The 26,604-nt window shown below is 71.3% G+C and carries 25 protein-coding genes; 20 read left to right on the top strand and 5 right to left on the bottom strand.

Annotation, left to right across the window (positions count from 1 at the left end; translation table 11 throughout):
- Window positions 1–31: 31 nt before the first annotated feature.
- The 5 genes from ACFVQ0_RS13915 to ACFVQ0_RS13935 all read left to right on the top strand — a co-directional run bounded on the left by ACFVQ0_RS13915 (window position 32) and on the right by ACFVQ0_RS13935 (window position 5,026).
- Window positions 32–1,042, top strand: a complete 1,011-nt coding sequence (locus ACFVQ0_RS13915) for an ABC transporter permease (RefSeq protein WP_390087562.1) — start codon at window positions 32–34, stop codon at window positions 1,040–1,042.
- Complete coding sequence (locus ACFVQ0_RS13920; protein WP_390087564.1) at window positions 1,039–2,127, top strand: ABC transporter ATP-binding protein; 1,089 nt, start codon at window positions 1,039–1,041, stop codon at window positions 2,125–2,127. The genes ACFVQ0_RS13915 and ACFVQ0_RS13920 overlap by 4 nt, the downstream gene beginning before the upstream one ends.
- Before the next feature lie 56 nt (window positions 2,128–2,183).
- Window positions 2,184–3,389, top strand: a complete 1,206-nt coding sequence (locus tag ACFVQ0_RS13925) for a dipeptide ABC transporter ATP-binding protein (RefSeq protein WP_390087824.1) — start codon at window positions 2,184–2,186, stop codon at window positions 3,387–3,389.
- Window positions 3,390–3,407: 18 nt separating this feature from the next.
- Window positions 3,408–4,067 carry a trimeric intracellular cation channel family protein gene (locus ACFVQ0_RS13930; protein ID WP_390087566.1) on the top strand — a complete coding sequence of 220 codons (660 nt, stop codon included), beginning with the start codon at window positions 3,408–3,410 and terminating at the stop codon, window positions 4,065–4,067.
- Window positions 4,068–4,159: 92 nt separating this feature from the next.
- Window positions 4,160–5,026, top strand: coding sequence for a thioesterase family protein (locus ACFVQ0_RS13935; protein WP_390087568.1), 867 nt, complete (start codon window positions 4,160–4,162; stop codon window positions 5,024–5,026).
- A 12-nt stretch (window positions 5,027–5,038) separates the two neighbouring features.
- On the opposite strand, the gene ACFVQ0_RS13940 is transcribed toward ACFVQ0_RS13935, so the two are convergent.
- Together ACFVQ0_RS13940 and ACFVQ0_RS13945 are read right to left on the bottom strand one after the other, a co-directional pair.
- Window positions 5,039–5,902 carry an alpha/beta fold hydrolase gene (locus ACFVQ0_RS13940; RefSeq protein ID WP_390087570.1) on the bottom strand — a complete coding sequence of 288 codons (864 nt, stop codon included), beginning with the start codon at window positions 5,900–5,902 and terminating at the stop codon, window positions 5,039–5,041.
- Window positions 5,903–5,942: 40 nt separating this feature from the next.
- Window positions 5,943–6,578, bottom strand: coding sequence for a TetR family transcriptional regulator (locus ACFVQ0_RS13945; RefSeq protein WP_390087572.1), 636 nt, complete (start codon window positions 6,576–6,578; stop codon window positions 5,943–5,945).
- Window positions 6,579–6,720: 142 nt separating this feature from the next.
- Here ACFVQ0_RS13945 and ACFVQ0_RS13950 point away from each other — a divergent pair, with 142 nt between their 5' ends.
- The 3 genes from ACFVQ0_RS13950 to ACFVQ0_RS13960 all read left to right on the top strand — a co-directional run bounded on the left by ACFVQ0_RS13950 (window position 6,721) and on the right by ACFVQ0_RS13960 (window position 8,496).
- Window positions 6,721–6,882, top strand: a complete 162-nt coding sequence (locus ACFVQ0_RS13950; RefSeq protein WP_024492930.1) for a hypothetical protein — start codon at window positions 6,721–6,723, stop codon at window positions 6,880–6,882.
- A gap of 53 nt (window positions 6,883–6,935) precedes the next feature.
- Window positions 6,936–7,250 (top strand): DUF4190 domain-containing protein, encoded by a 315-nt coding sequence (locus ACFVQ0_RS13955; protein WP_390087574.1) that lies wholly within the window; start codon window positions 6,936–6,938, stop codon window positions 7,248–7,250.
- 76 nt (window positions 7,251–7,326) lie between these two features.
- Window positions 7,327–8,496, top strand: a complete 1,170-nt coding sequence (locus ACFVQ0_RS13960; RefSeq protein ID WP_390087576.1) for a cysteine desulfurase family protein — start codon at window positions 7,327–7,329, stop codon at window positions 8,494–8,496.
- 18 nt (window positions 8,497–8,514) lie between these two features.
- Here ACFVQ0_RS13960 and ACFVQ0_RS13965 read toward each other — a convergent pair whose 3' ends face one another.
- Window positions 8,515–9,177 (bottom strand): N-acetylmuramoyl-L-alanine amidase, encoded by a 663-nt coding sequence (locus tag ACFVQ0_RS13965; RefSeq protein ID WP_390087578.1) that lies wholly within the window; start codon window positions 9,175–9,177, stop codon window positions 8,515–8,517.
- Between the two features lie 61 nt (window positions 9,178–9,238).
- Between ACFVQ0_RS13965 and mnmA the strand changes: the two genes are divergently transcribed.
- On the top strand, window positions 9,239–10,369 hold the full coding sequence (gene mnmA, locus ACFVQ0_RS13970) for a tRNA 2-thiouridine(34) synthase MnmA (protein WP_390087580.1): 1,131 nt from the start codon (window positions 9,239–9,241) through the stop codon (window positions 10,367–10,369).
- A 79-nt stretch (window positions 10,370–10,448) separates the two neighbouring features.
- On the opposite strand, the gene ACFVQ0_RS13975 is transcribed toward mnmA, so the two are convergent.
- Complete coding sequence (locus tag ACFVQ0_RS13975; RefSeq protein ID WP_390087582.1) at window positions 10,449–11,249, bottom strand: alpha/beta fold hydrolase; 801 nt, start codon at window positions 11,247–11,249, stop codon at window positions 10,449–10,451.
- 116 nt (window positions 11,250–11,365) lie between these two features.
- A complete protein-coding gene (locus tag ACFVQ0_RS13980) occupies window positions 11,366–11,701 on the bottom strand; it encodes a DUF427 domain-containing protein (RefSeq protein WP_390087584.1) in 336 nt (111 codons plus the stop codon).
- A gap of 86 nt (window positions 11,702–11,787) precedes the next feature.
- Between ACFVQ0_RS13980 and ACFVQ0_RS13985 the strand changes: the two genes are divergently transcribed.
- The 11 genes from ACFVQ0_RS13985 to ACFVQ0_RS14035 all read left to right on the top strand — a co-directional run bounded on the left by ACFVQ0_RS13985 (window position 11,788) and on the right by ACFVQ0_RS14035 (window position 26,519).
- Window positions 11,788–12,327, top strand: a complete 540-nt coding sequence (locus ACFVQ0_RS13985) for a TIGR00730 family Rossman fold protein (protein WP_390087586.1) — start codon at window positions 11,788–11,790, stop codon at window positions 12,325–12,327.
- A gap of 51 nt (window positions 12,328–12,378) precedes the next feature.
- Window positions 12,379–13,068, top strand: coding sequence for an SDR family oxidoreductase (locus ACFVQ0_RS13990; RefSeq protein ID WP_390087588.1), 690 nt, complete (start codon window positions 12,379–12,381; stop codon window positions 13,066–13,068).
- A 196-nt stretch (window positions 13,069–13,264) separates the two neighbouring features.
- On the top strand, window positions 13,265–14,290 hold the full coding sequence (locus ACFVQ0_RS13995; protein WP_390087590.1) for a methionine synthase: 1,026 nt from the start codon (window positions 13,265–13,267) through the stop codon (window positions 14,288–14,290).
- A 30-nt stretch (window positions 14,291–14,320) separates the two neighbouring features.
- Window positions 14,321–16,564, top strand: a complete 2,244-nt coding sequence (gene ligA / locus ACFVQ0_RS14000; RefSeq protein WP_390087592.1) for an NAD-dependent DNA ligase LigA — start codon at window positions 14,321–14,323, stop codon at window positions 16,562–16,564.
- A 246-nt stretch (window positions 16,565–16,810) separates the two neighbouring features.
- Window positions 16,811–18,982: a putative bifunctional diguanylate cyclase/phosphodiesterase gene (locus ACFVQ0_RS14005; RefSeq protein ID WP_390087594.1), complete on the top strand. Its 2,172-nt coding sequence runs from the start codon at window positions 16,811–16,813 to the stop codon at window positions 18,980–18,982.
- 191 nt (window positions 18,983–19,173) lie between these two features.
- Window positions 19,174–19,470 (top strand): Asp-tRNA(Asn)/Glu-tRNA(Gln) amidotransferase subunit GatC, encoded by a 297-nt coding sequence (gene gatC, locus ACFVQ0_RS14010; protein WP_003966094.1) that lies wholly within the window; start codon window positions 19,174–19,176, stop codon window positions 19,468–19,470.
- A gap of 6 nt (window positions 19,471–19,476) precedes the next feature.
- Window positions 19,477–20,985 (top strand): Asp-tRNA(Asn)/Glu-tRNA(Gln) amidotransferase subunit GatA, encoded by a 1,509-nt coding sequence (gatA, locus tag ACFVQ0_RS14015; RefSeq protein WP_390087596.1) that lies wholly within the window; start codon window positions 19,477–19,479, stop codon window positions 20,983–20,985.
- 5 nt (window positions 20,986–20,990) lie between these two features.
- Window positions 20,991–21,224 carry a hypothetical protein gene (locus tag ACFVQ0_RS14020; protein WP_073738655.1) on the top strand — a complete coding sequence of 78 codons (234 nt, stop codon included), beginning with the start codon at window positions 20,991–20,993 and terminating at the stop codon, window positions 21,222–21,224.
- A gap of 17 nt (window positions 21,225–21,241) precedes the next feature.
- Entirely contained in the window at window positions 21,242–22,753 is a 1,512-nt protein-coding gene (gene gatB, locus ACFVQ0_RS14025) for an Asp-tRNA(Asn)/Glu-tRNA(Gln) amidotransferase subunit GatB (RefSeq protein WP_390087598.1), read from the top strand.
- 84 nt (window positions 22,754–22,837) lie between these two features.
- On the top strand, window positions 22,838–24,097 hold the full coding sequence (locus tag ACFVQ0_RS14030; protein WP_390087826.1) for an SLC13 family permease: 1,260 nt from the start codon (window positions 22,838–22,840) through the stop codon (window positions 24,095–24,097).
- Between the two features lie 196 nt (window positions 24,098–24,293).
- Window positions 24,294–26,519 carry an MMPL family transporter gene (locus ACFVQ0_RS14035; RefSeq protein ID WP_390087599.1) on the top strand — a complete coding sequence of 742 codons (2,226 nt, stop codon included), beginning with the start codon at window positions 24,294–24,296 and terminating at the stop codon, window positions 26,517–26,519.
- Window positions 26,520–26,604 lie beyond the last annotated feature (85 nt).

Below are 26,604 nucleotides of genomic sequence, written 5' to 3' on the forward strand. Positions count from 1 at the left end.
CCCGGCAGACAGATACCGGCGCCGGATAGCTGTGGCTGCGTACATCATCCGACGCGTCTTCGGCGCGGTACTGCTGCTGTTGATCGTCAGCGCAGTCACCTTCGCGATCTTCTTCCTCGTCCCCCGGCTCGCCGGGCAGACGATGGACCAACTGGCGGCCCAGTACGTGGGCAAGGACGCCAATCCGCAGTCCATCCTCGCGGTCAAACAGAACCTCGGCCTCGACCAGCCGCTGTACGAGCAGTTCTGGCACTTCATCAAGCAGATCTTCGTCGGCGCGGACTACACGTTCGGCCCCGAGGTCTCGCACTGCGGCGCCCCCTGCTTCGGCTTCTCCTTCAAGAACCACGTCGAGGTCTGGCCCGAGCTGACCTCGCGCATCCCGGTCACCTTCTCGCTGGCCATCGGTGCCGCGGTGATCTGGCTGATCAGCGGTGTGGCGATCGGTGTCGTCTCCGCGCTCAAGCGGGGCTCGCTCCTCGACCGCTTCTTCATGGCCGTCGCCCTCGCCGGTGTCTCGCTGCCGATCTTCTTCACCGGCATGCTCGCGCTGGGCGTCTTCACCGTGCAGTGGCCCGTCTGGGAGAACATCACCTACGTCCCGTTCACGGAGAATCCGCTGGAATGGGCCTGGAACCTGCTGATCCCGTGGTGCTCGCTGGCTTTCCTCTACTCCGCGCTCTACGCCCGCATCACCAGAGCCGGGATGCTGGAGACCATGGGTGAGGACTACATCCGTACGGCCCGCGCCAAGGGTCTGAAGGAGAACGTGATCATCGGAAAGCACGGTCTGCGGGCCGCGCTCACCCCGATCGTCACCATCTTCGGCATGGACTTCGGCCTGCTGGTCGGCGGCGCGGTCATCACCGAGCAGGTGTTCTCGTTCCAGGGCCTCGGCTTCTACGCCATTGACGGGGTCCGGGGCAACGACCTGCCCATCGTGATGGGCGTGACGCTCATCGCGGCCTTCTTCATCGTCGTCTGCAATCTGCTGGTGGACCTGGTGTACGCCGCCATCGACCCCAGGGTGAGGTACTCGTGACCGAGGTTTCCAAGTCACAGACAGCGGCGGCCGGCAAGCCCGCCGCCGCGCGGGCCGCCGACGAGGCCTTCCTCTCCGTACGGGACCTGCGCATCCACTTCAAGACGGACGACGGCCTGGTCAAGTCGGTCGACGGCGTCAGCTTCGACGTGAAGCCCGGACAGACCCTCGGCATCGTGGGAGAGTCCGGCTCGGGCAAGTCCGTCACCTCGCTCGGCGTGATGGGCCTGCACCGCACCGCCCCCAACGCCCGCATCTCCGGCGAGGTCTGGCTGGACGGCGAGGAGCTGATCGGCGCCTCCGACGACCGGGTGCGCGCGCTGCGCGGCCGCAAGATGGCCATGATCTTCCAGGACCCGCTCTCCGCGATGCACCCGTACTTCACGGTCGGCGGGCAGATCGTGGAGGCGTACCGGGTCCACAACAAGGTCAGCAAGAAGATCGCGCGCACCCGCGCCATCGAGATGCTCGACCGGGTCGGCATCCCCGAGCCGCACAAGCGGGTCGACTCCCACCCGCACGAGTTCTCCGGCGGTATGCGCCAGCGCGCCATGATCGCGATGGCCCTGGTCAACAACCCGGAACTGCTCATCGCGGACGAGCCGACCACCGCCCTGGACGTCACCGTCCAGGCGCAGATCCTGGACCTGATCCGGGATCTGCAGAAGGAGTTCGGCTCCGCCGTCATCATGATCACCCATGACCTCGGGGTGGTCGCGGAGATGGCCGACGAGCTGCTGGTGATGTACGGCGGCCGGTGCATCGAGCGCGGTTCGGCGGAGAAGGTCTTCTACCAGCCCCAGCACCCGTACACCTGGGGTCTGCTCACCTCGATGCCGCGCATCGACCGCGAGGAGACCGACCGGCTGATCCCCGTCAAGGGCCAGCCGCCGTCGCTGATCAACGTCCCGGACGGCTGCGCGTTCAACCCGCGCTGCCCGTACGCGGACGTCCCCAAGGACAACGTCACCCGCACGACGCGCCCCGAGCTGGAGCAGGTCGGTGACGGACACTTCGCCGCCTGCCACATGGCACCGGAGGAGCGGTCCCGGATCTGGACCGAACAGATTGCGCCGAAGCTGTGAGCGATCCGAGTGATGTGAGCGACGTGAGTGACGTGAGCGAGAAGAAGAATTCCCCGGTGCTGGAGAAGGACGTGACGATCCCCGAGCAGGCCACCGACTCGCGCGAGCCGTTGCTCAGGGTCGAGGGCCTGGTCAAGCACTTCCCGATCCGCAAGGGACTGTTCGGCCGCCAGGCCGCCGCGGTCAAGGCCGTCGACGGCATCGACTTCGAGGTGTACCCGGGGGAGACCCTGGGCGTCGTCGGCGAGTCCGGCTGCGGCAAGTCGACGATGGGCCGGCTCATCACCCGGCTGATCGAACCGACCGGCGGCAAGGTCGAGTTCGAGGGCCGCGACATCACGCACCTGTCCATGGGCAAGATGCGGCCGATGCGGCGCGACGTCCAGATGATCTTCCAGGACCCGTACTCCTCGCTGAACCCCCGGCACACGATCGGCACGATCGTCAGCGCGCCGTTCAAGCTCCAGGGCGTCGAGCCCGAGGGCGGTCTCAAGAAGCACGTGCAGGAGCTGCTGTCGCTGGTCGGGCTCAGCCCCGAGCACTACAACCGCTACCCGCACGAGTTCTCCGGCGGCCAGCGCCAGCGCATCGGCATCGCCCGCGCGCTCGCCCTGCGCCCGAAGCTCGTCGTCGCCGACGAACCGGTCTCCGCGCTGGACGTGTCGATCCAGGCGCAGGTGGTCAACCTGCTCGACGACCTCCAGGACGAGCTGGGCCTCACGTACGTGATCATCGCGCACGACCTGTCGGTCATCCGCCATGTCTCGGACCGGATCGCGGTCATGTACCTGGGCAAGATCGTCGAGCTGGCGGACCGCAAGTCGCTGTACTCGGCGCCGATGCACCCGTACACCAAGGCCCTGATGTCCGCCGTGCCGGTGCCGGACCCGCGGCGCCGGGGGACCAAGAGCGAGCGCATCCTGCTCAAGGGCGATGTGCCCTCGCCGATCTCGCCGCCCAGCGGCTGCCGCTTCCACACCCGGTGCTGGAAGGCGACGGAGATCTGCAAGACGCAGGAGCCGCCGCTGATCGCGCTGAAGACCGGCCACCAGGTCGCCTGCCACCACCCGGAGAACGCCCCCGACCAGGCGCCCGGACAGCAGTCGGCCGCGCCCCGGGAAACGGTCGAACTGGTCACACCGGCCACACCGGAGAGCTCCGCCGCCGAGAAGCCGGCCAAGACGCTCACCGAACCCGCCGAACCCGCCGCGGGGGACGCGGCAACACCCTCAGAGGCGCCGGAGGACAGCCCGAAGGAGTAGGACCGGCACAATTGCCCGGTGCTCAACGAACTGTTCACGCCCTCCGTCCAGCATGCGCTCGACATCGTCGGGATCTTCGTCTTCGCGATCTCCGGCGCTCTGCTCGCCGTACGCAAGAACTTCGATGTCTTCGGCATCGCGGTACTCGCGGAGGTGACCGCGCTGGGCGGGGGGCTGTTCCGTGACGTGATCATCGGCGCGGTGCCGCCGGCCGCCTTCACGGACCTCGGGTACTTCACCACCCCGCTGCTCGCCGCCGGTCTGGTCTTCTTCCTGCACCCGCACGTCGAACGCATCCAGGTCGGCATCAACGTCTTCGACGCGGCCGGGCTCGGCCTCTTCTGCGTCACCGGGACGGTCAAGGCGTACGACTACGGCCTCGGCCTGACCGCGTCTGCGGCGCTCGGGCTGGCCACCGCGGTCGGCGGCGGCGTGCTGCGGGACGTGCTCGCCAACGAGGTGCCCTCGCTGCTGCGCTGGGACCGTGACCTGTACGCCGTGCCCGCGATCGTGGGGGCCGCGATGATCGTGCTCTGCATCCGCTTCGACGCGCTCAACGCCTTCACCAGCGGTGCCGCGGTGATCACCGCGTTCGTGCTGCGGCTGCTGGCGCTGCGCTACCACTGGCGGGCCCCGCGCGCCTACAACCGACGCTCGGCCACGGCGGAGGAGGGATAGCGCGGGCGTCCGGCGTCCCGGCATCAGGAAGCGGCCGGAAGCATCCGAAAAAAGCTACCGCTCAGTAATACAATCGGTGTACGGTGCGTTTCATGGCACAGGCAGCAACGCAGGCGGCAGAGACCGCGCAGGCGATCATCGGTGACAGCGAGTTCGACCGGGACACCGCCGTCACCCTTCGTGAAGAAGGCGTCTACGACGCCGAGCTCTCCGCCGGCTGGACGATCATCCGCGCCGTCAACGGCGGCTACCTGCTCGCGATCCTCGGCCGCGCCCTCGGTGAGGCCCTCCCGCACCCGGACCCCCTCTCGGTCTCCGCGCACTACCTCACCGCGTCCGTCCCCGGGCCCGCGGTGATCCGCACCCAGATCGTCCGGACCGGCCGCACCCTCTCCACCGGCGAGGCCTCCCTCTTCCAGTACGCGGACGACGGCACCGAGGTCGAACGCATCCGGGTCCTCGCCACCTACTGCGATCTGGACGCCCTGAGCGACGACATCCGCACCACGGCGAAGGTGCCCGCCATCCCGCCCCGCGAGCACTGCCTGGGCCCGAGCGACGGACCGGCCCCGATCCCCGGCAGCTCGGCCATCACCGAGCGGCTCGACATCAAGCTGGACCCCGCGACGATCGGCTGGGCCGTGGGGCAGCCGTCCGGCAAGGGCGAGATGCGCGGCTGGTTCGGGCTCGCGGACGGCCGCGACGCCGACCCGCTCTCGCTGCTGCTCACCGTCGACGCGCTGCCGCCGACCTCGTTCGAGCTGGGCCTCAAGGGCTGGACCCCGACCGTCGAACTCACCGCCCACATCCGCTGCCGCCCGGCCCCCGGCCCGCTCCGCGTCTCCATCACCACCCGCAACCTCGCGGGCGGTTTCCTGGAGGAGGACGCCGACGTCTGGGACAGCGCCGGCCGGCTGGTCGCCCAGTCCCGCCAGCTCGCCAAGGCCCCGCGCGGCTGACACCCGGCGCGGTCATGGCGCTGTACGGGGACCGGCGGCCGGGGGCGTCCGCAGGAAGCCGGTGAGCGCGGCGGTCAGTTCGGCCGGCGCGTCCTCCTGCACCAGGTGCCCGGCGCCCTCGATGATCCGCAGCTCGGAGCCGGGGACGAGGGAGGCCAGTTCGTGGCCGCGTTCGAGCGGGATCCAGGTGTCCTGCGCGCCCCAGCAGATCAGCACCGGCGGCTCGATCCCGGCGTAGCGGTGCTGGATCTCATCGGTGAACCGCTGGTCGTTCTGGCTGATCTGCCGGTAGAAGGCGGGCTGTCCGGCCTCGGTGCACCACGGTTCGACCAGCCGGTCCAGGACCGCCGGACGCAGGCCGGTGTGGCTGGCCGAGCTCACGTACTCGCGCACCAGGGCCCGGTGCAGCGCGGGCGGCAGCTGTCCGAACACCTCCGGGTGCCCGCCGAGCAGCCGGTAGGCGGGTGAGCCCCAGGGCGCCAGCGCCACCGGGTCCACCAGCGCCAGGCGGCGATAGCGGGCACCGTGCAGCAGATGGGCGCGCAGGGCGACGCAGCCGCCGAAGTCATGGGCGACCACGGCGGGTTCGGCCGGCTCCCAGTGGCCCAGCAGTTCGGTGAGCACCCGCGCCTGCGAGCCGAGCGACACGTCCTGGCCCTCGAACTGGGCGGAGGCGCCGTAGCCGGGCAGGTCCCAGACGAGGACCCGGTGGTCCTGGGCCAGCGCGCGGGCCACCCCGCGCCAGACGTACGAGGAGAAGGGCGTCCCGTGCACCAGGACGACGGGCGGTGCGTCGGCCGGTCCCAGGGCGGCCCAGCGGACCTCCCCGGCGGAGCTGTGGAACGTACGGTCCAGGATCCACGGGTCGTCGCTCATGTGTGCCAGCCTAGGGCTGTCCTGGGGTCCTCCGTCCGGATCAGGCCGGATCAGGGGTGCCGTCCAGCCAGTGCAGCCTGCCGAGGGTGACCAGTCGCATCCGGCGCCGGGCCACCTCTGCCACCGCCCGTCCGCCGTCCGGGCCCGCGTCCAGCAGCGCGGAGGCGGTGATCACCATGTGGTCGACGTAGAGGCCGCCCAGCATCAGGAGATCCTCCTGGCTCCAGCCCCGTGACTCCGGCTCCCCGGCGATCGCCGTCGCCACCTCCTCCGTGAACAGCCGGAGTTGGTCGGCGATGGCCTCGCGGACCGGGCCGACCCCGCCGTGCTGCTCGCGGGCGATGAACCGGAAGTGGGCGGGCTGCTCGCGGACATGGCGCGCTATCAGTTCGACGCTGCGGTCGAGCCGGACCTCGCTGTCGCCGGTCTCGGCCAGGATCGCGCCGATCATTCCGTGCAGGCTGCCCAGCGTCTGCTCGACGAGAGCGACCCCGAGCGCGGCGATGTCGTCGAAGTGCCGGTAGAAGGCCGTCGGCGTGACGCCGCCCGCGCGGGTCACCTCGCGCAGTCCCAGGCTGCTCAGGCTCTGCTCCTCAAGCAGTCCGAGGGCGGCGTCCAGCAGTGCCTGACGCGTCTTCAGCTTCTGGGCCTGGCGGATACCGGCGGTGTGACTCATGCCATTCAGTAAACAACTGTTCTCCGGGACGGGGAAGGGGTACGCGGGTCTAGACTGACAAGTCAGTGAACACTCGTGCTCTCAAATGAGGGCTCTCAATCGGGGCTCTCAATCGGGGCTCTCGACCCTGGAAAGGCCGGCCATGATCGTCCTCGTCGTCGCTCTGCTTCTGCTGGGGATCGTGCTGGGGGCGGTGGCCCACATACCGCTGCCGCTGACTCTCGTCCTCGGCGCCCTCATCGGCTGCTGGCTCCTGGTCTTCGCCGTGCGCGAGCGGCACGGCGCCCAGCGCCGGTCCCGTTGACGGACGCCCCCGCCCGCCGCCCCCGCCGCATCCACCCCGAAGGAGTCCGCACCATGACGCTCACCACACTCGGCCGCCGCTCCGCGACGACGGACGACTCCGGTCCGGCCGCCGGTGGCCCTGTCCGGTCCACCCGGGACGCCGACGCCCTCGCGGTCGCCTCTTTCGTCCTCGGTCTCGTCGGACTGCTGGTGATGAACATCCTGCTGGGCCCGGCGGCCATCGTGATGGCGCTCGTCGCCCTGGCTCGGTCCACCGCCCGCCGCGGCCGCGCCCTGCTGGGGCTCGCGCTCGGCGTCGCCGACCTGGTGGTGCTGGCCTTCCTCGTCACCGGGAACGGCGCCGTCGGCTGGAGCTTCAGCGGCTGATTCCGCGGTGCGCGGGCCGCGATGCGCCATGCGCCCGCCCTGCGCCCCACCGCGGGCTCGTAGAATCGAGCCCACCATGGCTTACCTCGACCACGCCGCGACCACCCCGATGCTCCCGGAAGCGATCGCGGCGATGACCGCCCAGCTCGCTGTCACCGGCAACGCGTCCTCCCTGCATGCCGCCGGGCGCCGGGCCCGCCGTACCGTCGAGGAGTCCAGAGAGACCCTCGCCGACGCCCTCGGCGCACGCCCCAGCGAGGTGGTTTTCACCTCCGGCGGCACCGAAGCGGACAACCTCGCGGTGAAGGGCCTGTACTGGGCCCGCCGCGACGCGGACCCCCGTCGCACCCGGGTGCTGGCCAGCCCCGTCGAGCACCACGCGGTGCTCGACGCCGTGGACTGGCTGGCCGAGCACGAGGGCGCGACCGTCGAATACCTCCCCGTCGACCGCTTCGGGCGCGTCCACCCGGACGCGCTGCGCGAGGCGCTGGTCCGCAACCCCGACGACGTCGCGATGATCACCGTGATGTGGGCCAACAACGAGATCGGCACCATCCTTCCGGTGCGTGAACTGGCTTCGGTGGCCCGCGAGTTCGATGTGCCCATGCATGCCGACGCGGTGCAGGCCTTCGGGCAGCTGGAAGTCGACTTCGCCCGTTCGGGACTGGCCGCGATGACCGTCAGCGCCCACAAGATCGGCGGCCCGTTCGGCGTCGGCGCACTGCTGCTCGGCCGCGACTTCACCCCCGTACCGGTGCTGCACGGCGGCGGTCAGGAGCGCCATGTGCGCTCCGGCACCCTCGATGTGCCGGGGGTCGCCTCGTTCGCCGTCGCCGGACGGCTCGCCGCCGACGGGCGCGAGGACTTCGCCCGGGAGACCGGCGGCCTGCGCGACCAGCTGGTCGCGGCCGTGCTGGCGGAGGTCCCGGACGCCCTCCTCGGCGGCGACCCGGCCCCCGGCGGCCGGCTCCCGGCCAACGCGCACTTCACCTTCCCCGGCTGCGAGGGCGACTCCCTCCTGCTGCTGCTGGACGCCCAGGGCATCGAGTGCTCGACCGGCTCCGCCTGCACGGCCGGGATCGCCCAGCCCAGTCACGTACTGCTCGCCACCGGAACGGACCCGGACCTGGCCCGCGGCACCCTGCGCTTCTCGCTCGGCCACACCACCACCAAGCAGGACATCGATGAGGTGGCACGGGCGATCGGCCCGGCGGTGGAACGGGCCAGGACGGCCGGGCTCAGCTGAGCGCGGGCGGCCCGGCCCTCAGCGCCGCGCCGCCCGCACCAGCGCCATGTAGCGGTCCCAGTCCCAGCCCTTGCCCGGGTCCGTGTGATCGGCGCCCGGCACCTCCACGTGCCCGATGATGTGCTTCCGGTCCACCGGTATCCCGTACCGCCCGCATATCGACGCGGTCAGCCGGGCGGACGCCGCGTACATCGCCGCCGTGAAGTCCTGCGGGCGGTCCACGAAGCCCTCGTGCTCGATGCCGACGCTGCGTTCGTTGTACGAGCGGTTGCCCGCGTGGAACGCCACGTCCAGCTCGCGGATCATCTGCTCCACATGGCCGTCCTTGCGCACCACGTAGTGCGCCGCCGCCCCGTGCCGGGGGTCCTGGAAGACCCTGACGGCGCTCTGGAAGCTGCCCTGCGTGACATGGATGACGACCCGGTCGATGTCGTAGTCGTCGGGGCGGTCCGCCCGCCGCCAGTTCGACGGGGAGGCCGGCGTCCACCGGGCCCGCGCGTAGTCCACCTCGCCGGGTTTCCGGGGCTTCTCCACGCCCGGCAGCCGCCACCAGGCACGTATCAGCTGGTCACGGGCGAGCACCGCGGTGCCGGCCGCCGTGACGGCGCCACCGATCAGCACCGAACGCCGGCTGATGCCGGTGCCCGAGCCTTCGGCGCCTGTCGTGCCCTTGGTCCCCATGTGGTCGACAACGCATATCCATGAGCGTTCGGTTCCCGCCGCCCCGTACCCTGGTGGAGCTATGACTCAGACTTCCCAGCGCCCCCTCCGTGTCCTCGCCGCCATGTCGGGCGGGGTCGACTCCGCCGTCGCCGCGGCCCGCGCCGCGGAGGCGGGCCACGACGTGACCGGTGTGCACCTCGCCCTCTCCGCGAACCCGCAGTCCTTCCGGACCGGGGCGCGAGGCTGTTGCACCATCGAGGACTCCCGCGACGCCCGCCGCGCCGCGGACGTCATCGGCATCCCCTTCTACGTCTGGGACCTGGCGGAACGCTTCCGCGAGGACGTCGTGGAGGACTTCGTCGCGGAGTACGAGGCAGGCCGCACCCCCAACCCGTGCCTGCGCTGCAACGAGAAGATCAAGTTCGCCGCGCTGCTCGACAAGGCCCTCGCCCTGGGCTTCGACGCCGTCTGCACCGGCCACTACGCCACCGTCGTGCTCGCCGCCGACGGCAGCCGGGAGCTGCACCGCGCCTCCGACATGGCCAAGGACCAGAGCTATGTGCTGGGCGTCCTGGACGAGCGCCAGCTCGCCCACGCCATGTTCCCGCTCGGTGACACCCTCACCACCAAGGACGAGATCCGCGCGGAGGCCGAGCGCCGGGGCCTCGCCGTCGCCAAGAAGCCCGACAGCCACGACATCTGCTTCATCGCCGACGGCGACACCCAGGGCTTCCTGGCCGACCGCCTCGGCGGCACGGCGGAGGGCGACATCCTCGACGAGTCCGGCACGAAGCTCGGCACCCACGAGGGCGCCTTCGGCTTCACCATCGGCCAGCGCAAGGGCCTGCGCATCGGCCACCCCGCGCCCGACGGCAAGCCGCGCTACGTCCTGGACATCTCCCCGGTGAACAACACGGTGACCGTCGGCCCCGTCGAGGCACTCGACGTGACCGCCCTGACCGCGATCAAGCCCCGCTGGTGCGGCACCCCGCCGTCCGGCCCCGGCACGTACACCGCCCAGCTGCGCGCCCACGGCGGCGAGACCGAGGTGAGCGCCGAGCTGGTGGACGGCACCCTCAACGTCTCGTTCACCGAGCCGGTGCGGGGCGTGGCCCCGGGCCAGGCGGTCGTGCTGTACGACGGCACCCGCGTGGTCGGGTCCGCCACGATCGCGACGACGGTGCGGCGGGAGACGGCGGCGGCGGGCTGAACCGCCCGGCGTTCGTACCCCGCGCGGATACGCCCGACCCCTGTACGGGCGTGGCCGCGCGAGGTGCTTGAGGCCCCCTTCAGGACGCCTGGCCCGCGTACGCGTGCCGGGCGAAGAACTCCGCCAGCACCGGGGCGACCACCTGCGGTGCCAGCTCCCGGGCCTGGCCCGTCAGCGTGCGGTGGCGGCCCCGGGGGAGGGCGTCCGCCAGCTCCTGGCCCGCCGCCCTCGCGGTGTCCGGGCTGAAACCGCCGCCGACCACCAGGGTCCGCGCCGTGACGGAGGCGAACCGCCCGGCCGGCACCGCGCCGTCACCGAGCAGCGCGTCGTCGTACGCCAGGGTGTGCGCCACGGATTCCAGGCTGCGCCACAGCGGCGCACTCCGCATCCTGGCGATCACATCGGCCTGGACGCCCGACACGCTCAGGAACAGCTGCACCGCCCCGTCCCGGTCCCCGGCGGACAGCAGCCGGTGCAGCCGGGCCGTGCAGTCCGCCTTGAACAGCAGCCCGGCGGGGCCGGGGGTGTACGGAGGCTCGTACACCGCGAGCAGATCGACCGGGAGCCCGGCGGCCTGCGCCTCCAGGGCCAGCGCGCCACCGGCTCCGACGCCGAACACCGAGGGGCGGCCGCCGACCGCCGCGACGACCGCGCCCAGGTCCTCGATCTCGCGCTCCACCGCGTACGGCGCGCGGTCGCCGCTCTGGCCCCGGCCCCGCCTGTCGTAGGTCACCACATGGAAGCGGGGCGCCAGCAGGCGGGCCAGCGGGGCCTCGGTCGCGGCCGTGGCCAGGGCCCCGCCCACCAGGATCACCGGCGGTCCTTCACCACGGCGCCGGTACGCGATCAGGGTGCCGTCGCGGGAGAGAGTCTTGTCCATGTGAAGGTGGACTGCGGGGTGCCGGAAAACTCATCGCCCCGAGCGAAAAGCTTCTGGACTTTCTCTCCGTCCCTGCTCACAGGGATTGTTGACCCGTGCTGACCACCGGTCAGGCTTCAGTCGGCGACCGTCTCGGTGTCGTAGAAGCAGAAGTGGTCCTTGATCGCGGCGACTTCCTCCTTCGGCTCCGGGTACGCCCAGACCAGGTCCGCCGCGTCCGGCAGCGACCAGTAGGAGGCATCCCCCTTGAACGGGCAGTGGGTTCGGGTGTCGGAGGCCGTCAGCAACTCGGTGCGGACGTCCTCGGGCGGCAGGTAGTAGCGCACCGGACAGCCGGTCTCGCGCAGGACGAGCGGGCGGCGGCTCTCCGCCAGGGTCACGCCGTCGTGGATCACCCGCACATGCTCGGCGGCGGGCTCCACGGTGATGAGATGTCCTCGGGTGGCAGTCATATGTGGTTCAGCGGCGGGGCGCGCCCGTTTCTTCCCCCTCTTCCCCGGCGGCACGGCTGTCGGTGGCGGGTTCTACCGTGGAGGCCATGAACATCTGCGTATTTCTCTCCGCCGCCGACCTCGACGAGCGCTACACCCGGCCCGCCCGCGAATTCGCCGAACTGCTCGGCCGGGGCGGACACACCCTGGTCTGGGGCGGTTCGGAGAGCGGGCTGATGAAGGTCGTGGCCGACGGGGTGCAGGAGGCGGGCGGGAAGCTGGTCGGGGTCTCGGTGGACTTCCTGGCCGCGAAGGCCCGTACCGACGCGGACGAGATGGTGATCGCGCGTGACCTCGCGGAGCGCAAGGCGCTCCTCCTGGAGAAGTCCGAGGCCGTCGTGATCATGGTGGGCGGCACCGGCACCCTCGACGAGGCGACCGAGATCCTGGAGCTCAAGAAGCACGGCAAGCACACCAAGCCGGTCGTGCTGCTCAACACGGCGGGCTTCTACGACGGACTGCGCCAGCAGTTCCAGCGCATGGAGGACGAGGGCTTCCTGCCGCTCCCGCTGACCGACCTGGTGTTCTTCGCCGAGGACGGCGTGGGCGCCCTCGCCTACCTGGAGGAGTGGTCCGGCCTGCAGTGATGCGGCGGCAGTGAGTGAAGGGGGCGGTGCGACGGGTGCGACGATGGGGGCATGTCCACTCACCTCATCACCGGCGCCGGTTCCGGCATCGGCGCGGCAGTCGCCCGCCGTCTCACCGAGCGCGGCGACGACCTCGTCCTCCTGGCCCGTGACGCGGGCCGCGCCAGGGAACTCGCCGCCATGCACCCCGGCGCCCGCACGATCGTCGGGGACCTCGCCAACCCGGACCGGCTCTCCTGGGCCTTCGCCCAGCAGCCGGTACCGGAGCGGCTCGACTCCCTGATGCACATCGCGGGCGTTGTCGAACTCGGTCAGGTCGGGGAGCTCACGCCCAAGGCCTGGCACGCCCAGCTCAACGCCAACCTGGTGGCCCCGGCCGAGCTCACCCGGCTCTTCCTGCCGCAGCTGCGCGTCGCACAGGGCCACGTCCTCTTCGTCAATTCCGGCGCCGGGCTCGCCGCGAGCCCCGGCTGGAGCGCCTACGCGGCGAGCAAGCACGGGCTGAAGGCACTCGCCGACTCGCTGCGCCACGAGGAGCACGGCAACGGGGTCCGGGTGACCACCGTCTACCCCGGCCGCACCGCCAGCCCCATGCAGGCCAAGGTCCACCAGCAGGAGGGCAAGGAGTACGACGCCGAGCGCTGGATCGACCCCGAGTCCATCGCCACCACGATCCTGATGGCGATCGACCTGCCGCGGGACGCAGAGGTCAACGACCTCACGGTGCGCCCCGGCCGCTGACGGCACGGGCCCGCAGCCGCCTCAGGGCCTTTCGTTCGGATCATGCCGGGCTCGCGGGGTCCGGCACGCACAGCTGCGGCGTTGTCGTCAGTCGCCAATGCTCCGCAGTGTCTCCCTCCTCCGCCTTGCAGCCGCACGCACCAGACCCCGCTCCCTGATCCGACCTGACCCAAACGAAAGGCCCTAGGCTTCCGGCGTGAGCGAGAAGAGCGAGTTCAGGGACTGCCGGGCCACCGGAATCGGTTCGATGCCCGGAGGGGACGCACGGGAGGCGGCGAAGACCGTCACCGGCTCCTTCGGGGACGGCCAGGGCGTGCCGTACCTGGCGGAACTGCCCGCGCGCGGACCGGGCGCGGACATGATCGGGCGGACCATCGGACTGCTCGTCGAGATGTACGGGCACGTCGAGCCCAGCGGCTGGCGGATCAGCGACCGGCCGGGGCGCGACACCCGCCGGGCCCGCTCCTGGCTGGGCGAGGACCTCGACGCGCTGGAGGAGTTCACCCAGGGCTACGAGGGCCCCCTCAAGGTCCAGGCCGTCGGGCCCTGGACGCTGGCCGCCGCCCTGGAGCGCCGGGGCGGCGAGGCCGTGCTCGGCGACCCGGGCGCCTGCCGCGACCTGGCCGGATCGCTGACCGAGGGACTGCGCGACCACCTCGCGGAGGTGCGCCGCCGGATGCCCGGAGCCCGGCTGATCCTCCAGCTCGACGAACCCTCCCTGACCGGCGTCCTGCGCGGACAGGTCAGGACGGCGAGCGGCTACCGCACCTACCGTGCGGTGGACCGCCAGCTCGTCGAATCCACCCTGCGCGAGGTGCTGGGCGCGGCGGGCGAGGGCGCCACGCTCGTCCACACCTGCGCGCCGGATGTCCCGTTCGCGCTGCTGCGCAGGGCCGGGGCGGACGGCATCTCGTTCGACTTCTCGCTGCTCACCGAGCGTGAGGAGGAGGCGATCGGAGAAGCCGTCGAGGGCGGTACCCAGCTGTTCCTCGGGGTGGTGCCGGGCACAGACCCGGCCTCGGACGGATTGTCGGACCCGGGCGGTAGCGTCATGGGTGTCAGGACGTTGTGGCGCAGGCTGGGGCTGAATCCGGGGACTCTGAACGAGTCTGTCGCGATCACCCCGTCATGCGGCCTCGCCGGCGCGTCACCCGGGTACGCACGGGCCGCGCTCGCCCACTGCGTCCGGGCCGCGAAATCGCTTGCGGACAACCCTGAGTAACGGGGCACTGGGTAACGGGAGGACGGGACGATGGCCGGCGAAGAGCAGACGGCAGGGCCGGTGGAGGCGGGGACGGAGGTGCCGCCGGAATCGCGCGAGCGGCACGCGCTCCTCGCCGAACAGATCGAGGAGCACCGCTTCCGCTATTACGTGAACGACCAGCCGGTCGTCAGCGACGCCGAGTTCGACCGGCTGATGCGTGAGCTGGAGGCCCTGGAGGACACGTATCCGCCGCTGCGCACGCCCGACTCCCCGTCGCAGAAGGTCGCGGGTCCGTACCGTACGGAGTTCACCTCCGTCGAGCACCGCGAGCGGATGCTGTCCCTGGACAACGCCTTCGACGACGAGGAGCTGGCGACCTGGGGCGAGCGCGTCGCCCGGGACGTCGGCGCCACCGGCTACCACTTCCTGTGCGAGCTGAAGATCGACGGCCTCGCGGTCAACCTCACCTACGAGAACGGCCTGCTGACCCGGGCCGCGACCCGGGGCGACGGCCGCACCGGCGAGGACATCACGCCCAACGTCCGGACGATCGCGGAGATCCCGCACCGGCTGAAGGGCGACCGCGTCCCGGCGCTGGTCGAGATCCGCGGCGAGGTCTTCTTCCCGATGGAGGGCTTCGAGGAGCTGAACGCCCGGCTGGTGGAGGCGGACGACAAGCCCTTCGCCAACCCGCGCAACGCGGCGGCCGGTTCGCTGCGCCAGAAGGACCCCAAGGTCACCGCGAGCCGCCCGCTCCACATGGTCGTCCACGGCATCGGCGCCCGCGAGGGCTTCGACATCGACTGCCTCTCGCACGCCTACGAGCTGCTCCAGGGCTGGGGCCTGCCCACCGCCAAGTACAACAAGGTGGTCGACTCCCTCGACGGCGTACGCGAGTTCATCGCCCACTTCGGTGAGAACCGGCACTCGGTGGAGCACGAGATCGACGGCGTCGTCGTCAAACTCGACGAGATCCCGCTCCAGGGCCGGCTCGGCTCCACCTCACGCGCCCCGCGCTGGGCGATCGCCTGGAAGTACGCGCCGGAGGAGGTCAACACCAAGCTGGTCAACATCCGCGTCGGCGTCGGCCGCACCGGCCGCGTCACCCCGTACGCGCAGGTCGAACCGGTCGAGGTGGCGGGCTCCGAGGTCGAGTTCGCCACCCTGCACAATCAGAACGTGGTGCGGAGCAAGGGCGTCCTGATCGGTGACACGGTGGTGCTCCGCAAGGCGGGCGACGTGATCCCCGAGATCCTCGGGCCGGTCGTCGACCTCCGTGACGGCACCGAGCGGGCGTTCGTCATGCCCACCGAGTGCCCCGAATGCGGCACGGAGCTGCGGCCCATGAAGGAGGCCGACATCGACGTCCGCTGCCCGAACGCCCGCTCCTGCCCGGCCCAGCTGCGCGAGCGCGTCGCCTATCTGGCGGGCCGCAAGTGCCTGGACATCGACCATTTCGGCTATGTCGCGGCCGCCGCGCTGACCCGCCCGCTGGAGCCCGCCGAGCCGCCGCTGCGCGACGAGGGCGACCTCTTCGGGCTGACCGTCGAGCAGCTGCTGCCCATCCGCGCCTACGTCCTCGACATGGACAGCGGACTGCCCAAGCGCGACCCGAAGACGGGCGAGGAGAAGACCGCGCTGGTCTTCGCCAACCAGCAGGGCGAGCCGAAGAAGAACGCGGTGGCGATGCTGGACGCCATCGCGGCGGCGAAGGAAGCCCCGCTGGCCCGTATCCTCACCGGGCTCTCGATCCGCCACGTCGGGCCGGTCGCCGCGCAGGAGCTGGCCCGTCAGTTCCGGTCCATCGACCGGATCGACGAGGCCACCGAGCAGGAGCTGTCCGACGCCGACGGGGTCGGACCGATCATCGCCGCCTCGGTCAAGGCGTGGTTCGCGCAGGAGTGGCACCGGGAGATCCTGCGCAAGTGGCGGGAGGCCGGGGTCCGGATGGAGGACGAGGGGGCCGGTGAGGAGGAGGGGCCCAGGCCGCTCGAAGGACTCACCGTCGTCGTCACCGGCACCCTGGCCTCGCACACCAGGGATGGCGCGAAAGAAGCCCTCCAGAGCCGCGGGGCGAAGGTGACCGGATCCGTCTCGAAGAAGACCTCCTTCGTGGTGGTCGGTGACAACCCCGGCTCCAAGTACGACAAGGCCATGCAGCTGAAGGTCCCCGTGCTGGACGAGGACGGCTTCGCCGTACTGCTCGCGGACGGAGCGGACGCGGCGCGCGAGGCGGCGGTGCCGGCCGGGACGGAGGAGGACGAGGGGGCGGGTGCCGGGTCCGGGGAGTAGCGCCGGGCCGCGGTGCGGGGGAGTCGTGGGCGTACGCCCGGATTCACCCGGTCGGCGCATAGCAGATGCTGACGGACGGTCGGTTCGCATTCGGGCAAGAGATGTAGACCGCTGCCCCTGGAAGCCCTCTGCGGCCTACTGTTGAGGGATGCGTCCGCGGAGCCCGGCCACCGGGTGCGAAGAGCGCGGTGGCAGGGAACGGAACGATCAGGTGACATCGGCACCGCCGGCTGTGAGAGGGACGGAATGAAACCGACCGAGAACGCCGCACCGGTGTCGCGGCTGCAGGGTTTCGCCGGACTCACGCCCAAGGTGGGCATCGTCGTCGTGGCTCTCGCCACCGTCCAGCTCGCGACCGGCTTCTACTGGACCGTGAGCGGCGGACACGCGATCTTCCCGGACGGGAAGGCCGGCTGGTCGCTCGCCGTTCTCACCGGGATCGTCGTCGGCCACCTGGTCGCGCTCGGCCGCGACCGCTGGTGGGGCGGCACCGGTTCCGGGGCCGCCCTCACGCTCGCCGTGCTGCTGCTCTACGGCTGGGTGCCCGCCGGACTGGTCAGCCTGGTCGTGGTCGTGCTCGTCGGGATGGCCCGCAGGCACCGCTGGTGGCAGGGGCTGCTGCACGGCGCGGTGGACATCCTGGGGGTGGGCGCGGCGGCACTGGTCATGGCCGCGTTCGGCGAGGTGCAGACCGTCGAGTCGCCCTGGCAGCCACTCGACTGGGGCATCGACGCCGTCCCGGAAGTCCTCCTCGCCGCCTCCACCTATCTGCTCGTCACCCGGGTACTCCTCTGGTACGCCCGCTCACCCCAGGGCGGCGGACTGCCGACCGCGGCCCGCACCGCGCTGCTGCGCCAGGGCCTCGTCGCGGTCGCGCTGCTCGGCATCGCACCGCTGATCTGCGTCGTCGCCATGGCCATGCCGGTCCTGCTGCCGCTCTTCGCGGTCCCGCTGATCGCGCTCGACTCCACGCTCTGGATCGCCAGAGCGCGGGCGGAGGAGCAGCTGCGGGACCCGCTGACCGGCCTGCCGAACCGCCAGTGGCTGCTGGAACGCACCTGGACGGCCCTGGAGGAGGCCGAGAGCGTCGGCTCCCGGGCCGGGCTGGTCCTGATCGACCTCGACCGCTTCCGGGCGGTCAACGACACCCTCGGCCATCTGGCCGGGGACCGGCTGCTGCTGCAGATAGCGGAACGGCTGCGGCTCGCCCTGCCGCGCGGGGCGGAGGCGGCCAGGCTCGGCGGCGACGAGTTCGCCGTCCTGCTGCCCACCGCCGACTCCACCACCAGCGCCATGCGGGTCGCCCGTCATCTGGTCGCCGCGCTCTCCTCCCCGCTGGACCTCGACGGGCTGACCCTGGTGCTGGAGGCCAGCGCCGGTGTCGCCGTCTACCCCGATCACGCGCTGGACGCAGAGGGGCTGCTGCGCCGCGCGGACGTGGCGATGTACCAGGCCAAGCGTGACCGCACGGGCGTCGAGGTGTACGAGTCGAAGCGCGACAGCAACACCCCGGACCGGCTCGGGCTCCTCGGCGACCTGCGGCGCGCGCTGGACGCCGGCGAGGTCGAGCTGCACTACCAGCCCAAGGTCCGCTTCGACGGACAGGTGGCCGGCCTCGAAGCCCTGGTCCGCTGGGTGCACCCGGAGCGGGGGCGGGTCCCTCCGGACGAGTTCATCGCGATCGCGGAATCGTCCGGGCTGATGCCGCACCTCACCGAGTACGTACTGGAGACGGCGCTCGCCCAGGTCGCCCGGTGGCGGGCGCAGGGGCTGTTCGTCCCGGTCGCGGTCAACGTCTCCCCGCGCGACGTCCACACCCCCGGATTCGCGGGCGGCGTCGCGGCCAGGCTGGCCCGGCACGGCGTCCCGGCGGGCGCCCTGCAGCTGGAGATAACGGAACACGTGCTGCTGGAGGACCCGCAGCGGGCCGCGGACACGCTCGCCGGGCTGACCGGGCACGGCGTGAAGATGTCCCTGGACGACTTCGGCACCGGGTACTCCTCCCTCGTACACCTGCGCCGGCTGCCGGTCAGCGAGCTCAAGATCGACCGCTCCTTCGTGGCGCGGCTCGCCATCGACCACGAGGACGCGGAGATCGTCCGCTGCACGATCGACCTGGCGCATTCGCTGGGCCTGCTGGTCGTCGCGGAGGGTGTCGAGGACGACGAGACCTGGGAGCGGTTGCGGGACCTGCGCTGCGACGCGGTGCAGGGCTGGCTGGTGGCGGCCGCGATGCCGCCGCAGGAGACGACCGCCTGGCTGCGGGCGCGGGGCGAGCACGGGTGGCGGCGGCCGGCCGAGCTGGCGGCGGCAGCGGCGGCCGCGGCAGCCGCGGCGAGTGTGGCCGCCGCCGCGACGCCCGAGCTGGAGCAGCGGCCGTCCGGCCGGACGGCGGGCTCGCGGCCGGCGACGACGTAGGGCGGGGGTGCGGGGCCGCGGCGGGGCGACCGGAGGCGCCCGGCGGCCGCTTTGTCCTCAATCGCCGGACGGGCTTGATCCGGTGCTGCCCGGTACTGATCCGGTGCGTCGGACAGGCTTGATTTCGCTCACCCGGAGACCCCATAGGATTGGGGGTCCAAACCCACATACCAACCCCTGAGGATCGCTGCATGCCTGGCATCACGCGCGAGGAGGTCGCCCACCTCGCCCGGCTGGCGCGTCTGGAGCTGAAGGGCGAAGAGCTCGATCACTTCGCCGGTCAGCTCGACGACATCATCGGCGCGGTCGCCCGCGTCTCCGAGGTCGCCGACCAAGACGTACCGCCGACCTCCCATCCGCTGCCGCTGACCAACGTCATGCGGGCGGACGAGGTCCGTCCCTCGCTCACCCCCGCGCAGGCGCTCTCCGGCGCCCCGGCCCAGGAGCAGCAGCGTTTCAAGGTGCCGCAGATCCTGGGGGAGGACTAAAAAGCCATGACGGACATCAGCACCATCATCAAGCTCACCGCCGCGCAGACCGCCGAGAAGATCGCTTCCGGCGAGCTCACGGCCGTCGAGGTCACCGAGGCCCACCTGGCCCGGATCGAGGCCGTCGACGAGAAGGTCCACGCCTTCCTGCACGTCGACCGCGAGGGCGCGCTCGCGCAGGCCCGTGCCGTCGACGCGAAGCGGGAAGCGGGCGAGAAGCTCGGCCCGCTGGCCGGCGTCCCGCTCGCGCTCAAGGACATCTTCACCACGCAGGACATGCCGACCACCGTCGGCTCGAAGATCCTCGAAGGCTGGGTCCCGCCCTACGACGCGACCGTCACCAAGCGGCTCAAGGCCGCCGACGTCGTCATCCTCGGCAAGACCAACATGGACGAGTTCGCCATGGGGTCCTCCACCGAGAACAGCGCCTACGGCCCGACCGGCAACCCGTGGGACCTCACCCGCATCCCGGGCGGTTCCGGCGGCGGCTCCTCCGCCGCCCTCGCCTCCTTCGAGGCCCCGCTCGCCATCGGCACGGACACCGGCGGCTCCATCCGCCAGCCCGCCGCCGTCACCGGCACCGTCGGCGTCAAGCCCACCTACGGCGGCGTCTCCCGCTACGGCATGGTGGCCTTCTCCTCCTCCCTCGACCAGGGCGGCCCCTGCGCCCGTACGGTCCTGGACGCGGCGCTGCTGCACGAGGCCATCGCCGGACACGACCCGCTCGACTCGACCTCCATCGACGCCCCGGTCCCGCCGGTCGTCGAGGCCGCCCGCAACGGCTCCGTACAGGGCATGCGGGTCGGAGTCGTCAAGCAGTTCTCCGGGGAGGGCTACCAGGCCGGTGTCGTCCAGCGCTTCAACGAGTCGGTCGAACTGCTGAAGTCGCTCGGCGCCACGGTCGTCGAGCTGGACTGCCCGTCCTTCGACCTCGCCCTTTCGGCGTACTACCTGATCGCGCCGTCCGAGTGCTCCTCGAACCTCGCCCGCTTCGACGCCATGCGCTACGGCCTGCGCGTCGGGGACGACGGCACGAGGTCCGCGGAGGACGTCACCGCGCTCACCCGCGAGGCCGGCTTCGGTGACGAGGTCAAGCGCCGCATCATCCTCGGGACGTACGCGCTCAGCTCCGGTTACTACGACGCGTACTACGGCTCCGCGCAGAAGGTCCGCACCCTGATCACGCGGGACTTCGAGAAGGCCTTCGGGGAGGGCGGCGTCGATGTGATCGTCTCCCCGACGACGCCCACCACCGCCTTCCCGATCGGCGAGCGCGCCGACGACCCGATGGCCATGTACCTCGCGGACCTGTGCACCATTCCGACCAACCTGGCCGGCAACGCCGCCATGTCGCTGCCCTGCGGCCTGGCACCGGAGGACGGCCTGCCGGTCGGGCTGCAGATCATCGCCCCCGCCATGAAGGACGACCGGCTGTACAAGGTCGGAGCCGCCGTCGAGGCCGCCTTCGTGGAAAAGTGGGGGCACCCACTGCTTGAGGAGGCTCCGTCGCTGTGAGTGCCATGGCAAAGAAGGCCACGAACTTCAAGAAGTCCAAGACCGGGCTGTACGTCTCGCTCGGCAGCACCGCGTTCGGCGCGATCAGTGTTGCCAAGCAGATCAGGCTCGCGCGGAACGACAACGACACGCTGCGCCTCATCGACGCGACCGTGTCCGCCGCCGCCATCGTCACCGGCCTCGCGATCCTCTATCGCGAACTGAAGCGTCTCGGCGACGACGACGTCCTGCTGGGCTGAGAGGGAAAGTTTTCACCGTGACTGCTGTCATTGACCTGGAGTCGTACGAGGACGCCCTCGCGACGTACGACCCCGTCATGGGCCTCGAAGTCCATGTCGAGCTGGGTACCAAGACCAAGATGTTCTGCGGCTGCTCCACCGAGCTCAAGCAGGACGCCAACTCGCAGACCTGCCCGGTCTGCCTCGGGCTGCCGGGCGCGCTGCCGGTCGTCAACGAGATCGGCGTCGAGTCCGCCATCAAGATCGGTCTCGCGCTGAACTGCGAGATCGCCGAATGGTGCCGGTTCGCCCGGAAGAACTACTTCTATCCGGACATGCCGAAGAACTTCCAGACCTCCCAGTACGACGAGCCGATCGCCTTCGACGGCTATCTGGACGTCCAGCTGGAGGACGGGGAGATCTTCCGGGTGCAGATCGAGCGCGCCCACATGGAGGAGGACACCGGCAAGTCGACCCACGTCGGCGGCGCCACCGGCCGTATCCACGGCGCGTCCCACTCCCTGCTCGACTACAACCGCGCGGGCATCCCGCTCATCGAGATCGTCACCAAGCCGATCGAGGGAGCGGGCGCACGCGCCCCCGAGGTCGCCAAGGCGTACGTCGCCGAGCTCCGCGAGCTCATCAAGGCGCTCGGCGTCTCGGAGGCCCGGATGGAGATGGGCCAGATGCGCTGCGACGTGAACCTGTCGCTGCGCCCGCACGGCCGCGAGGCGTTCGGTACCCGCTCCGAGACGAAGAACGTGAACTCGCTGCGTTCCGTCGAGCGGGCCGCCCGCTTCGAGATCCAGCGCCACGCCGCGGTGCTGAACTCCGGCGGCACGATCGTGCAGGAGACCCGGCACTTCCACGAGGAGGACGGCTCCACCACGGCCGGCCGCATCAAGGACAACGCCGAGGACTACCGCTACTTCCCCGAGCCCGACCTGGTGCCGGTCGCCCCGGCCCGGGAATGGGTCGAGGAGCTCCGGGGCGGGCTCCCCGAGCTGCCCCGGCTGCGCCGCGCCCGGCTCAAGGAGGAGTGGGGCGTCAATGAGCACGACATGCAGTCCATCCTCAACGCGGGCGCGGTCGAGCTGATCGTCGCGACGATCGACGCGGGCGCCCCCGCGGACCAGGCCCGCAAGTGGTGGATGGGCGAGCTGGCCCGTAACGCCAACGAGACCGGCCGGGGCCTCGACGAGCTGGGTGTCACCCCCGCGCAGGTCGCCCGGGTGGCCGAGCTCGTCGCCTCCGGTGACCTCAACGACAAGCTGGCCCGCCAGGTGCTGGAGGGTGTCCTCGCGGGCGAGGGCGATCCGGACACCGTCGTCGAGAAGCGCGGCCTGAAGGTCGTCTCCGACGAGGGCGCGCTGTCCACGGCGGTCGACGAGGCCATCGCGGGCAACGCGGCCATCGCGGACAAGATCCGCGGCGGCAAGGTCGCCGCGGCCGGCGCGCTCGTCGGCGCCGTCATGAAGGCCACCCGCGGTCAGGCGGACGCGGCCCGGGTGCGTGAGCTGATCCTGGAGAAGCTCGGCGTCGAGGGCTGAGCCCTTCCCGTACGTCCAGAGGGGGCGGTGCGCCGGATCCTGCCCGGCGCACCGCCCCCTTTTCACCGGTCCGGAGAGAGTCCGCTGAACACCGTCACCGCCGAGATCGTCTCCGTCGCCCTCCTGCTGGGGGTGCTGGCGTTCGCCGTCGTACGCCCCAGGGGACTGCCGGAGGCGACTGTCGCCGTGCCCGCCGCGGTCCTCGTGATCGCGCTCGGCGCGGTCTCCTGGCCCGAGGCCAGGTCCCAGGTGAGCGACCTGCTGCCGGTCGTCGGATTCCTCGCCGCGATCCTGGTGCTGGCGCAGCTCTGCGCCGACGAAGGGCTCTTCAGGGCCGCGGGCGACCTGGTGGCCCGTGCCTGCGGAGGGAGGACCGGACCGCTGCTCGGGGGCGTCTTCGTCGTCGCCTCCGTGATCACTGCGGTGCTCAGCCTGGACGCCACCGTGGTCCTGCTGACCCCGGTCGTCCTCGCGACCGCCGCCCGCGTCGGGGCCCGCCCCCGCCCGTACGTGTACGCCTGCGCGCACCTCGCCAACTCCGCGTCGCTCCTGCTCCCCGTCTCCAACCTGACCAACCTGCTGGCGTTCACGGCCAGCGGCCTCTCCTTCACCCGTTTCGCCGCCCTGATGACGCTGCCGTGGCTGGCGGCGATCGCCGTCGAGTACGTGATCCTGCGCCGGTTCTTCGCTGCCGATCTGGCGGCGGGCGCGCATCCGCCGGAGGAGGACGGGGACCGGCCGGGGGTGCCCGTCTTCACCCTGGTCGTGCTGGTGCTGACCCTGTGCGGGTTCGCCGTGACCTCGTTCGCGGGCGCGGAACCGCTGTGGGCGGCGCTGGCGGGCGCCGTGGTGCTGGCCGTACGGGCGCTGCTGAGGCGGGAGACCACCGCGAAGGGCCTGGTGCACTCCGCCAACGTGCCGTTCTGCCTGTTCGTGCTGGCGCTGGGCGTCGTCGTCAAGGCGGTCGTCGACCACGGCCTCGGAAACGGCATCGCCCGGCTCCTGCCGGAAGGCTCCTCGCTGGGCGCGCTGCTGGCGGTGGCCGCGGTCGCGGCGGTCCTCGCCAACCTGATCAACAACCTGCCGGCGATCCTCGCCCTGCTCCCGGTCGTCGCGGCGGCCGGCCCCGGGCCGCTGCTGGCCGCGCTGATCGGGGTGAACCTCGGGCCGAACCTCACGTACGTCGGCTCACTCGCCACCCTGCTCTGGCGCCGCATCCTGCACACGCACGACGAGGCGCCGGAGCTGGGGCACTTCACCAGGCTCGGGCTGCTGACGGTACCGGCGACGCTGGCGGTCTCGACGGTCGCGCTCTGGGGGGCGCTGCGGGTGATCGGGGTGTGACGGCCCTGCCGCAGGTCCGCCGGACGGCCGAAGCCATGTCGCCCATATGCGGATCCGACGTCTGTGAGTAAGGCCACGAATCGGGCAAATGATCACAGTTGGCTGTCAGAGTGACGGTTCTCAAGGTCATGCGTTCTCCTGCGGACGGTTCTGTCGAGCCGCCGCAGAGACCACGAACCCGCAGGGAGCTCGTCCCTTGGCTGCCATCGCACGCTGGTGCATCGCACACCGCCTCGTCGCCGTCCTCCTCTGGCTGCTCGCCCTCGGCGGCACGGCCGCCGGTGCGGCGATCGCGGGGAGTTCCTACACGAACGACTACGAGGCACCCGGCACCGAGTCGGGCCAGGCGGCCGCGCTCCTGAAGAGCGGCTTCACCAATCTCGGCGGGGACACCGACACCATCGTCTGGCACACCGACGACTCCACCGTGCGGGCGGCCGACGTCGAGCAGAAGATGACCAGGACCCTGCACGCGGTCGAACAACTGCCCGGCGTCGGCGCCGTGGAAGGCCCCTACACCCAGGCGGGCACCGGGCAGATCAGCGCGGACGGGCGCACGGCCTACGCCACGGTCACCTTCGACCGGCAGGCCGACGACGTACCGGTGGAGCAGGCCCAGGCGGTCGTCCACACCGCGCGGGCCGCCTCCGGCACCCACCTCCAGGTCGAACTGGGCGGCTCGGCCATAGCCCTCACCGAGGCACCCGCCGTACATCTCAGCGAGGCCATCGGGGTCGTCGTCGCGGCGGTCGTGCTCTTCCTCGCCTTCGGCTCGCTCGCCGCCAGCATGCTGCCCATCGCCACCGCGCTCGTCTCCGTCGGCACCGCGTACGCGGGCATCGTGTTGCTCGGACACCTGATGACGGTGGCCGACTTCGCGCCCATGCTCGGCATGCTCGTCGGGCTCGGGGTGGGCATCGACTACGCCCTCTTCATCGTCACGCGGCACCGCAGGGGGCTCAGGCGCGGCATGAGCGTCCCGGAGGCGGCGCAGTACGCGGTCGCCACGACCGGGCGCGCCGTCGTCTTCGCCGGTGCCACCGTCTGCATCGCGCTGCTGGGCATGCTGATCCTGCGGCTCAACTTCCTCAACGGTGTCGCCGTCGCCGCCTCGCTCACCGTCGTACTGACCGTGGCGGCCGCCGTGACCCTGCTGCCCGCCCTGCTGTCCCTCATCGGCATGCGGGCCCTGAGCGGGCGCGAGCGCAGACGGCTCGCCCAGGACGGACCGCAGCCGGACCTGCCCACCGGGTTCGCCGCACGCTGGTCCGCCTTCGTCGAGCGGCACCCCAAGCTGCTCGGCGGGGTCGCGGTGGCGGTGATGCTGGTCCTCGCGCTCCCCACCTTCTCGCTCCACCTCGGCAGCTCCGACCAGGGGAACAACGCGAAGTCCTCCACCACCCGGCAGGCGTACGACCTGCTGGCCGACGGATTCGGCCCCGGCGTCAACGGCCCGCTGACCATCGCCGCGCAGCTGGACGGCGCGGACGACCGGCTGGCGATGGACGCACTGCCCGCGACGCTGCGGAACACCGACGGAGTCGCGTGGGCCTACCCGGTCACGTACAACTCCAGCGGCGACACCGCGTTCGTCACCGTCGTACCGGACTCGGAGCCGCAGTCCCAGCGGACCAGCGCCCTCGTCGACCGGCTCCGTACCGACGTACTGCCGAAGGCGGCCGACAACACCTCCCTGCGCACCCATGTGGGCGGTGTGACGGCGAGCTACGACGACTTCGCGCAGATCATCATCGGGAAGCTTCCGTTGTTCATCGGGGTCGTCATAGGGCTCGGCTGCCTGCTCCTGCTGATGGCCTTCCGGTCGGTCGGCATCCCGCTGAAGGCGGCGGCGATGAACGTGGCGGCGGTCGCCTCCTCGTTCGGCGTGGTCGTCGCGATCTTCCAGTGGGGCTGGGGGAGCGAGCTGCTGGGGCTCGGCAGCTCCGGTCCGATCGAACCCTTCCTTCCGGTCATCATGGTGTCCGTGCTGTTCGGCCTCTCCATGGACTACCAGGTGTTCCTGGTCGGCCGGATGTACGAGGAGTGGCTGGAGACCGGCGACAACCGGCGGGCGGTCCGGGTCGGCCTCGCGGAGACCAGCCGGGTGATCAACTCCGCCGCGGTGATCATGATCTCGGTCTTCCTCGCCTTCGTGCTCAGCGGCGACCGGGTCATCGCGATGTTCGGGATCGCGCTCGCCTCGGCCGTCGCGCTGGACGCCTTCGTGCTGCGCACGCTGCTGGTTCCCGCCCTGATGCATCTGCTGGGCGGGGCGAACTGGTGGCTGCCGGGCTGGCTGGACCGCAGACTGCCGCGCCTCAGCATCGAGCCGCCCGAATGCCGGTCCCCGCGTGCGCGGATCCCGGCGGCGGGCGCGAGCCCGGACGACGAGGCGGTACCGGCCACCCAGCGCGTCCGCTGACCGGAGCGGTCCGGGAGCGGCGGTCGGTAGCGGTTCGGGGCGGCTGCGCCGGGGCAGGGGAGCAGGGCGGCGCGGGGCGTTAAGA

Source organism: Streptomyces sp. NPDC057900, assembly GCF_042887885.1.
GTDB lineage: Bacteria > Actinomycetota > Actinomycetes > Streptomycetales > Streptomycetaceae > Streptomyces.

What these genes read in the sequence shown, in the direction of transcription:
- ACFVQ0_RS13935 (WP_390087568.1), top strand. Translation starts at nt 4,160, where the DNA reads ATGGCACAGGCAGCAACGCAGGCGGCAGAGACCGCGCAGGCGATCATC.
- ACFVQ0_RS13940 (WP_390087570.1), bottom strand. Translation starts at nt 5,902, where the DNA reads ATGAGCGACGACCCGTGGATCCTGGACCGTACGTTCCACAGCTCCGCC.
- ACFVQ0_RS13945 (WP_390087572.1), bottom strand. Translation starts at nt 6,578, where the DNA reads ATGAGTCACACCGCCGGTATCCGCCAGGCCCAGAAGCTGAAGACGCGT.
- ACFVQ0_RS13950 (WP_024492930.1), top strand. Translation starts at nt 6,721, where the DNA reads ATGATCGTCCTCGTCGTCGCTCTGCTTCTGCTGGGGATCGTGCTGGGG.
- ACFVQ0_RS13955 (WP_390087574.1), top strand. Translation starts at nt 6,936, where the DNA reads ATGACGCTCACCACACTCGGCCGCCGCTCCGCGACGACGGACGACTCC.
- ACFVQ0_RS13960 (WP_390087576.1), top strand. Translation starts at nt 7,327, where the DNA reads ATGGCTTACCTCGACCACGCCGCGACCACCCCGATGCTCCCGGAAGCG.
- ACFVQ0_RS13965 (WP_390087578.1), bottom strand. Translation starts at nt 9,177, where the DNA reads ATGGGGACCAAGGGCACGACAGGCGCCGAAGGCTCGGGCACCGGCATC.
- mnmA (WP_390087580.1), top strand. Translation starts at nt 9,239, where the DNA reads ATGACTCAGACTTCCCAGCGCCCCCTCCGTGTCCTCGCCGCCATGTCG.
- ACFVQ0_RS13975 (WP_390087582.1), bottom strand. Translation starts at nt 11,249, where the DNA reads ATGGACAAGACTCTCTCCCGCGACGGCACCCTGATCGCGTACCGGCGC.
- ACFVQ0_RS13980 (WP_390087584.1), bottom strand. Translation starts at nt 11,701, where the DNA reads ATGACTGCCACCCGAGGACATCTCATCACCGTGGAGCCCGCCGCCGAG.
- ACFVQ0_RS13985 (WP_390087586.1), top strand. Translation starts at nt 11,788, where the DNA reads ATGAACATCTGCGTATTTCTCTCCGCCGCCGACCTCGACGAGCGCTAC.
- ACFVQ0_RS13990 (WP_390087588.1), top strand. Translation starts at nt 12,379, where the DNA reads ATGTCCACTCACCTCATCACCGGCGCCGGTTCCGGCATCGGCGCGGCA.
- ligA (WP_390087592.1), top strand. Translation starts at nt 14,321, where the DNA reads ATGGCCGGCGAAGAGCAGACGGCAGGGCCGGTGGAGGCGGGGACGGAG.
- ACFVQ0_RS14005 (WP_390087594.1), top strand. Translation starts at nt 16,811, where the DNA reads ATGAAACCGACCGAGAACGCCGCACCGGTGTCGCGGCTGCAGGGTTTC.
- gatC (WP_003966094.1), top strand. Translation starts at nt 19,174, where the DNA reads ATGCCTGGCATCACGCGCGAGGAGGTCGCCCACCTCGCCCGGCTGGCG.
- gatA (WP_390087596.1), top strand. Translation starts at nt 19,477, where the DNA reads ATGACGGACATCAGCACCATCATCAAGCTCACCGCCGCGCAGACCGCC.
- ACFVQ0_RS14020 (WP_073738655.1), top strand. Translation starts at nt 20,991, where the DNA reads ATGGCAAAGAAGGCCACGAACTTCAAGAAGTCCAAGACCGGGCTGTAC.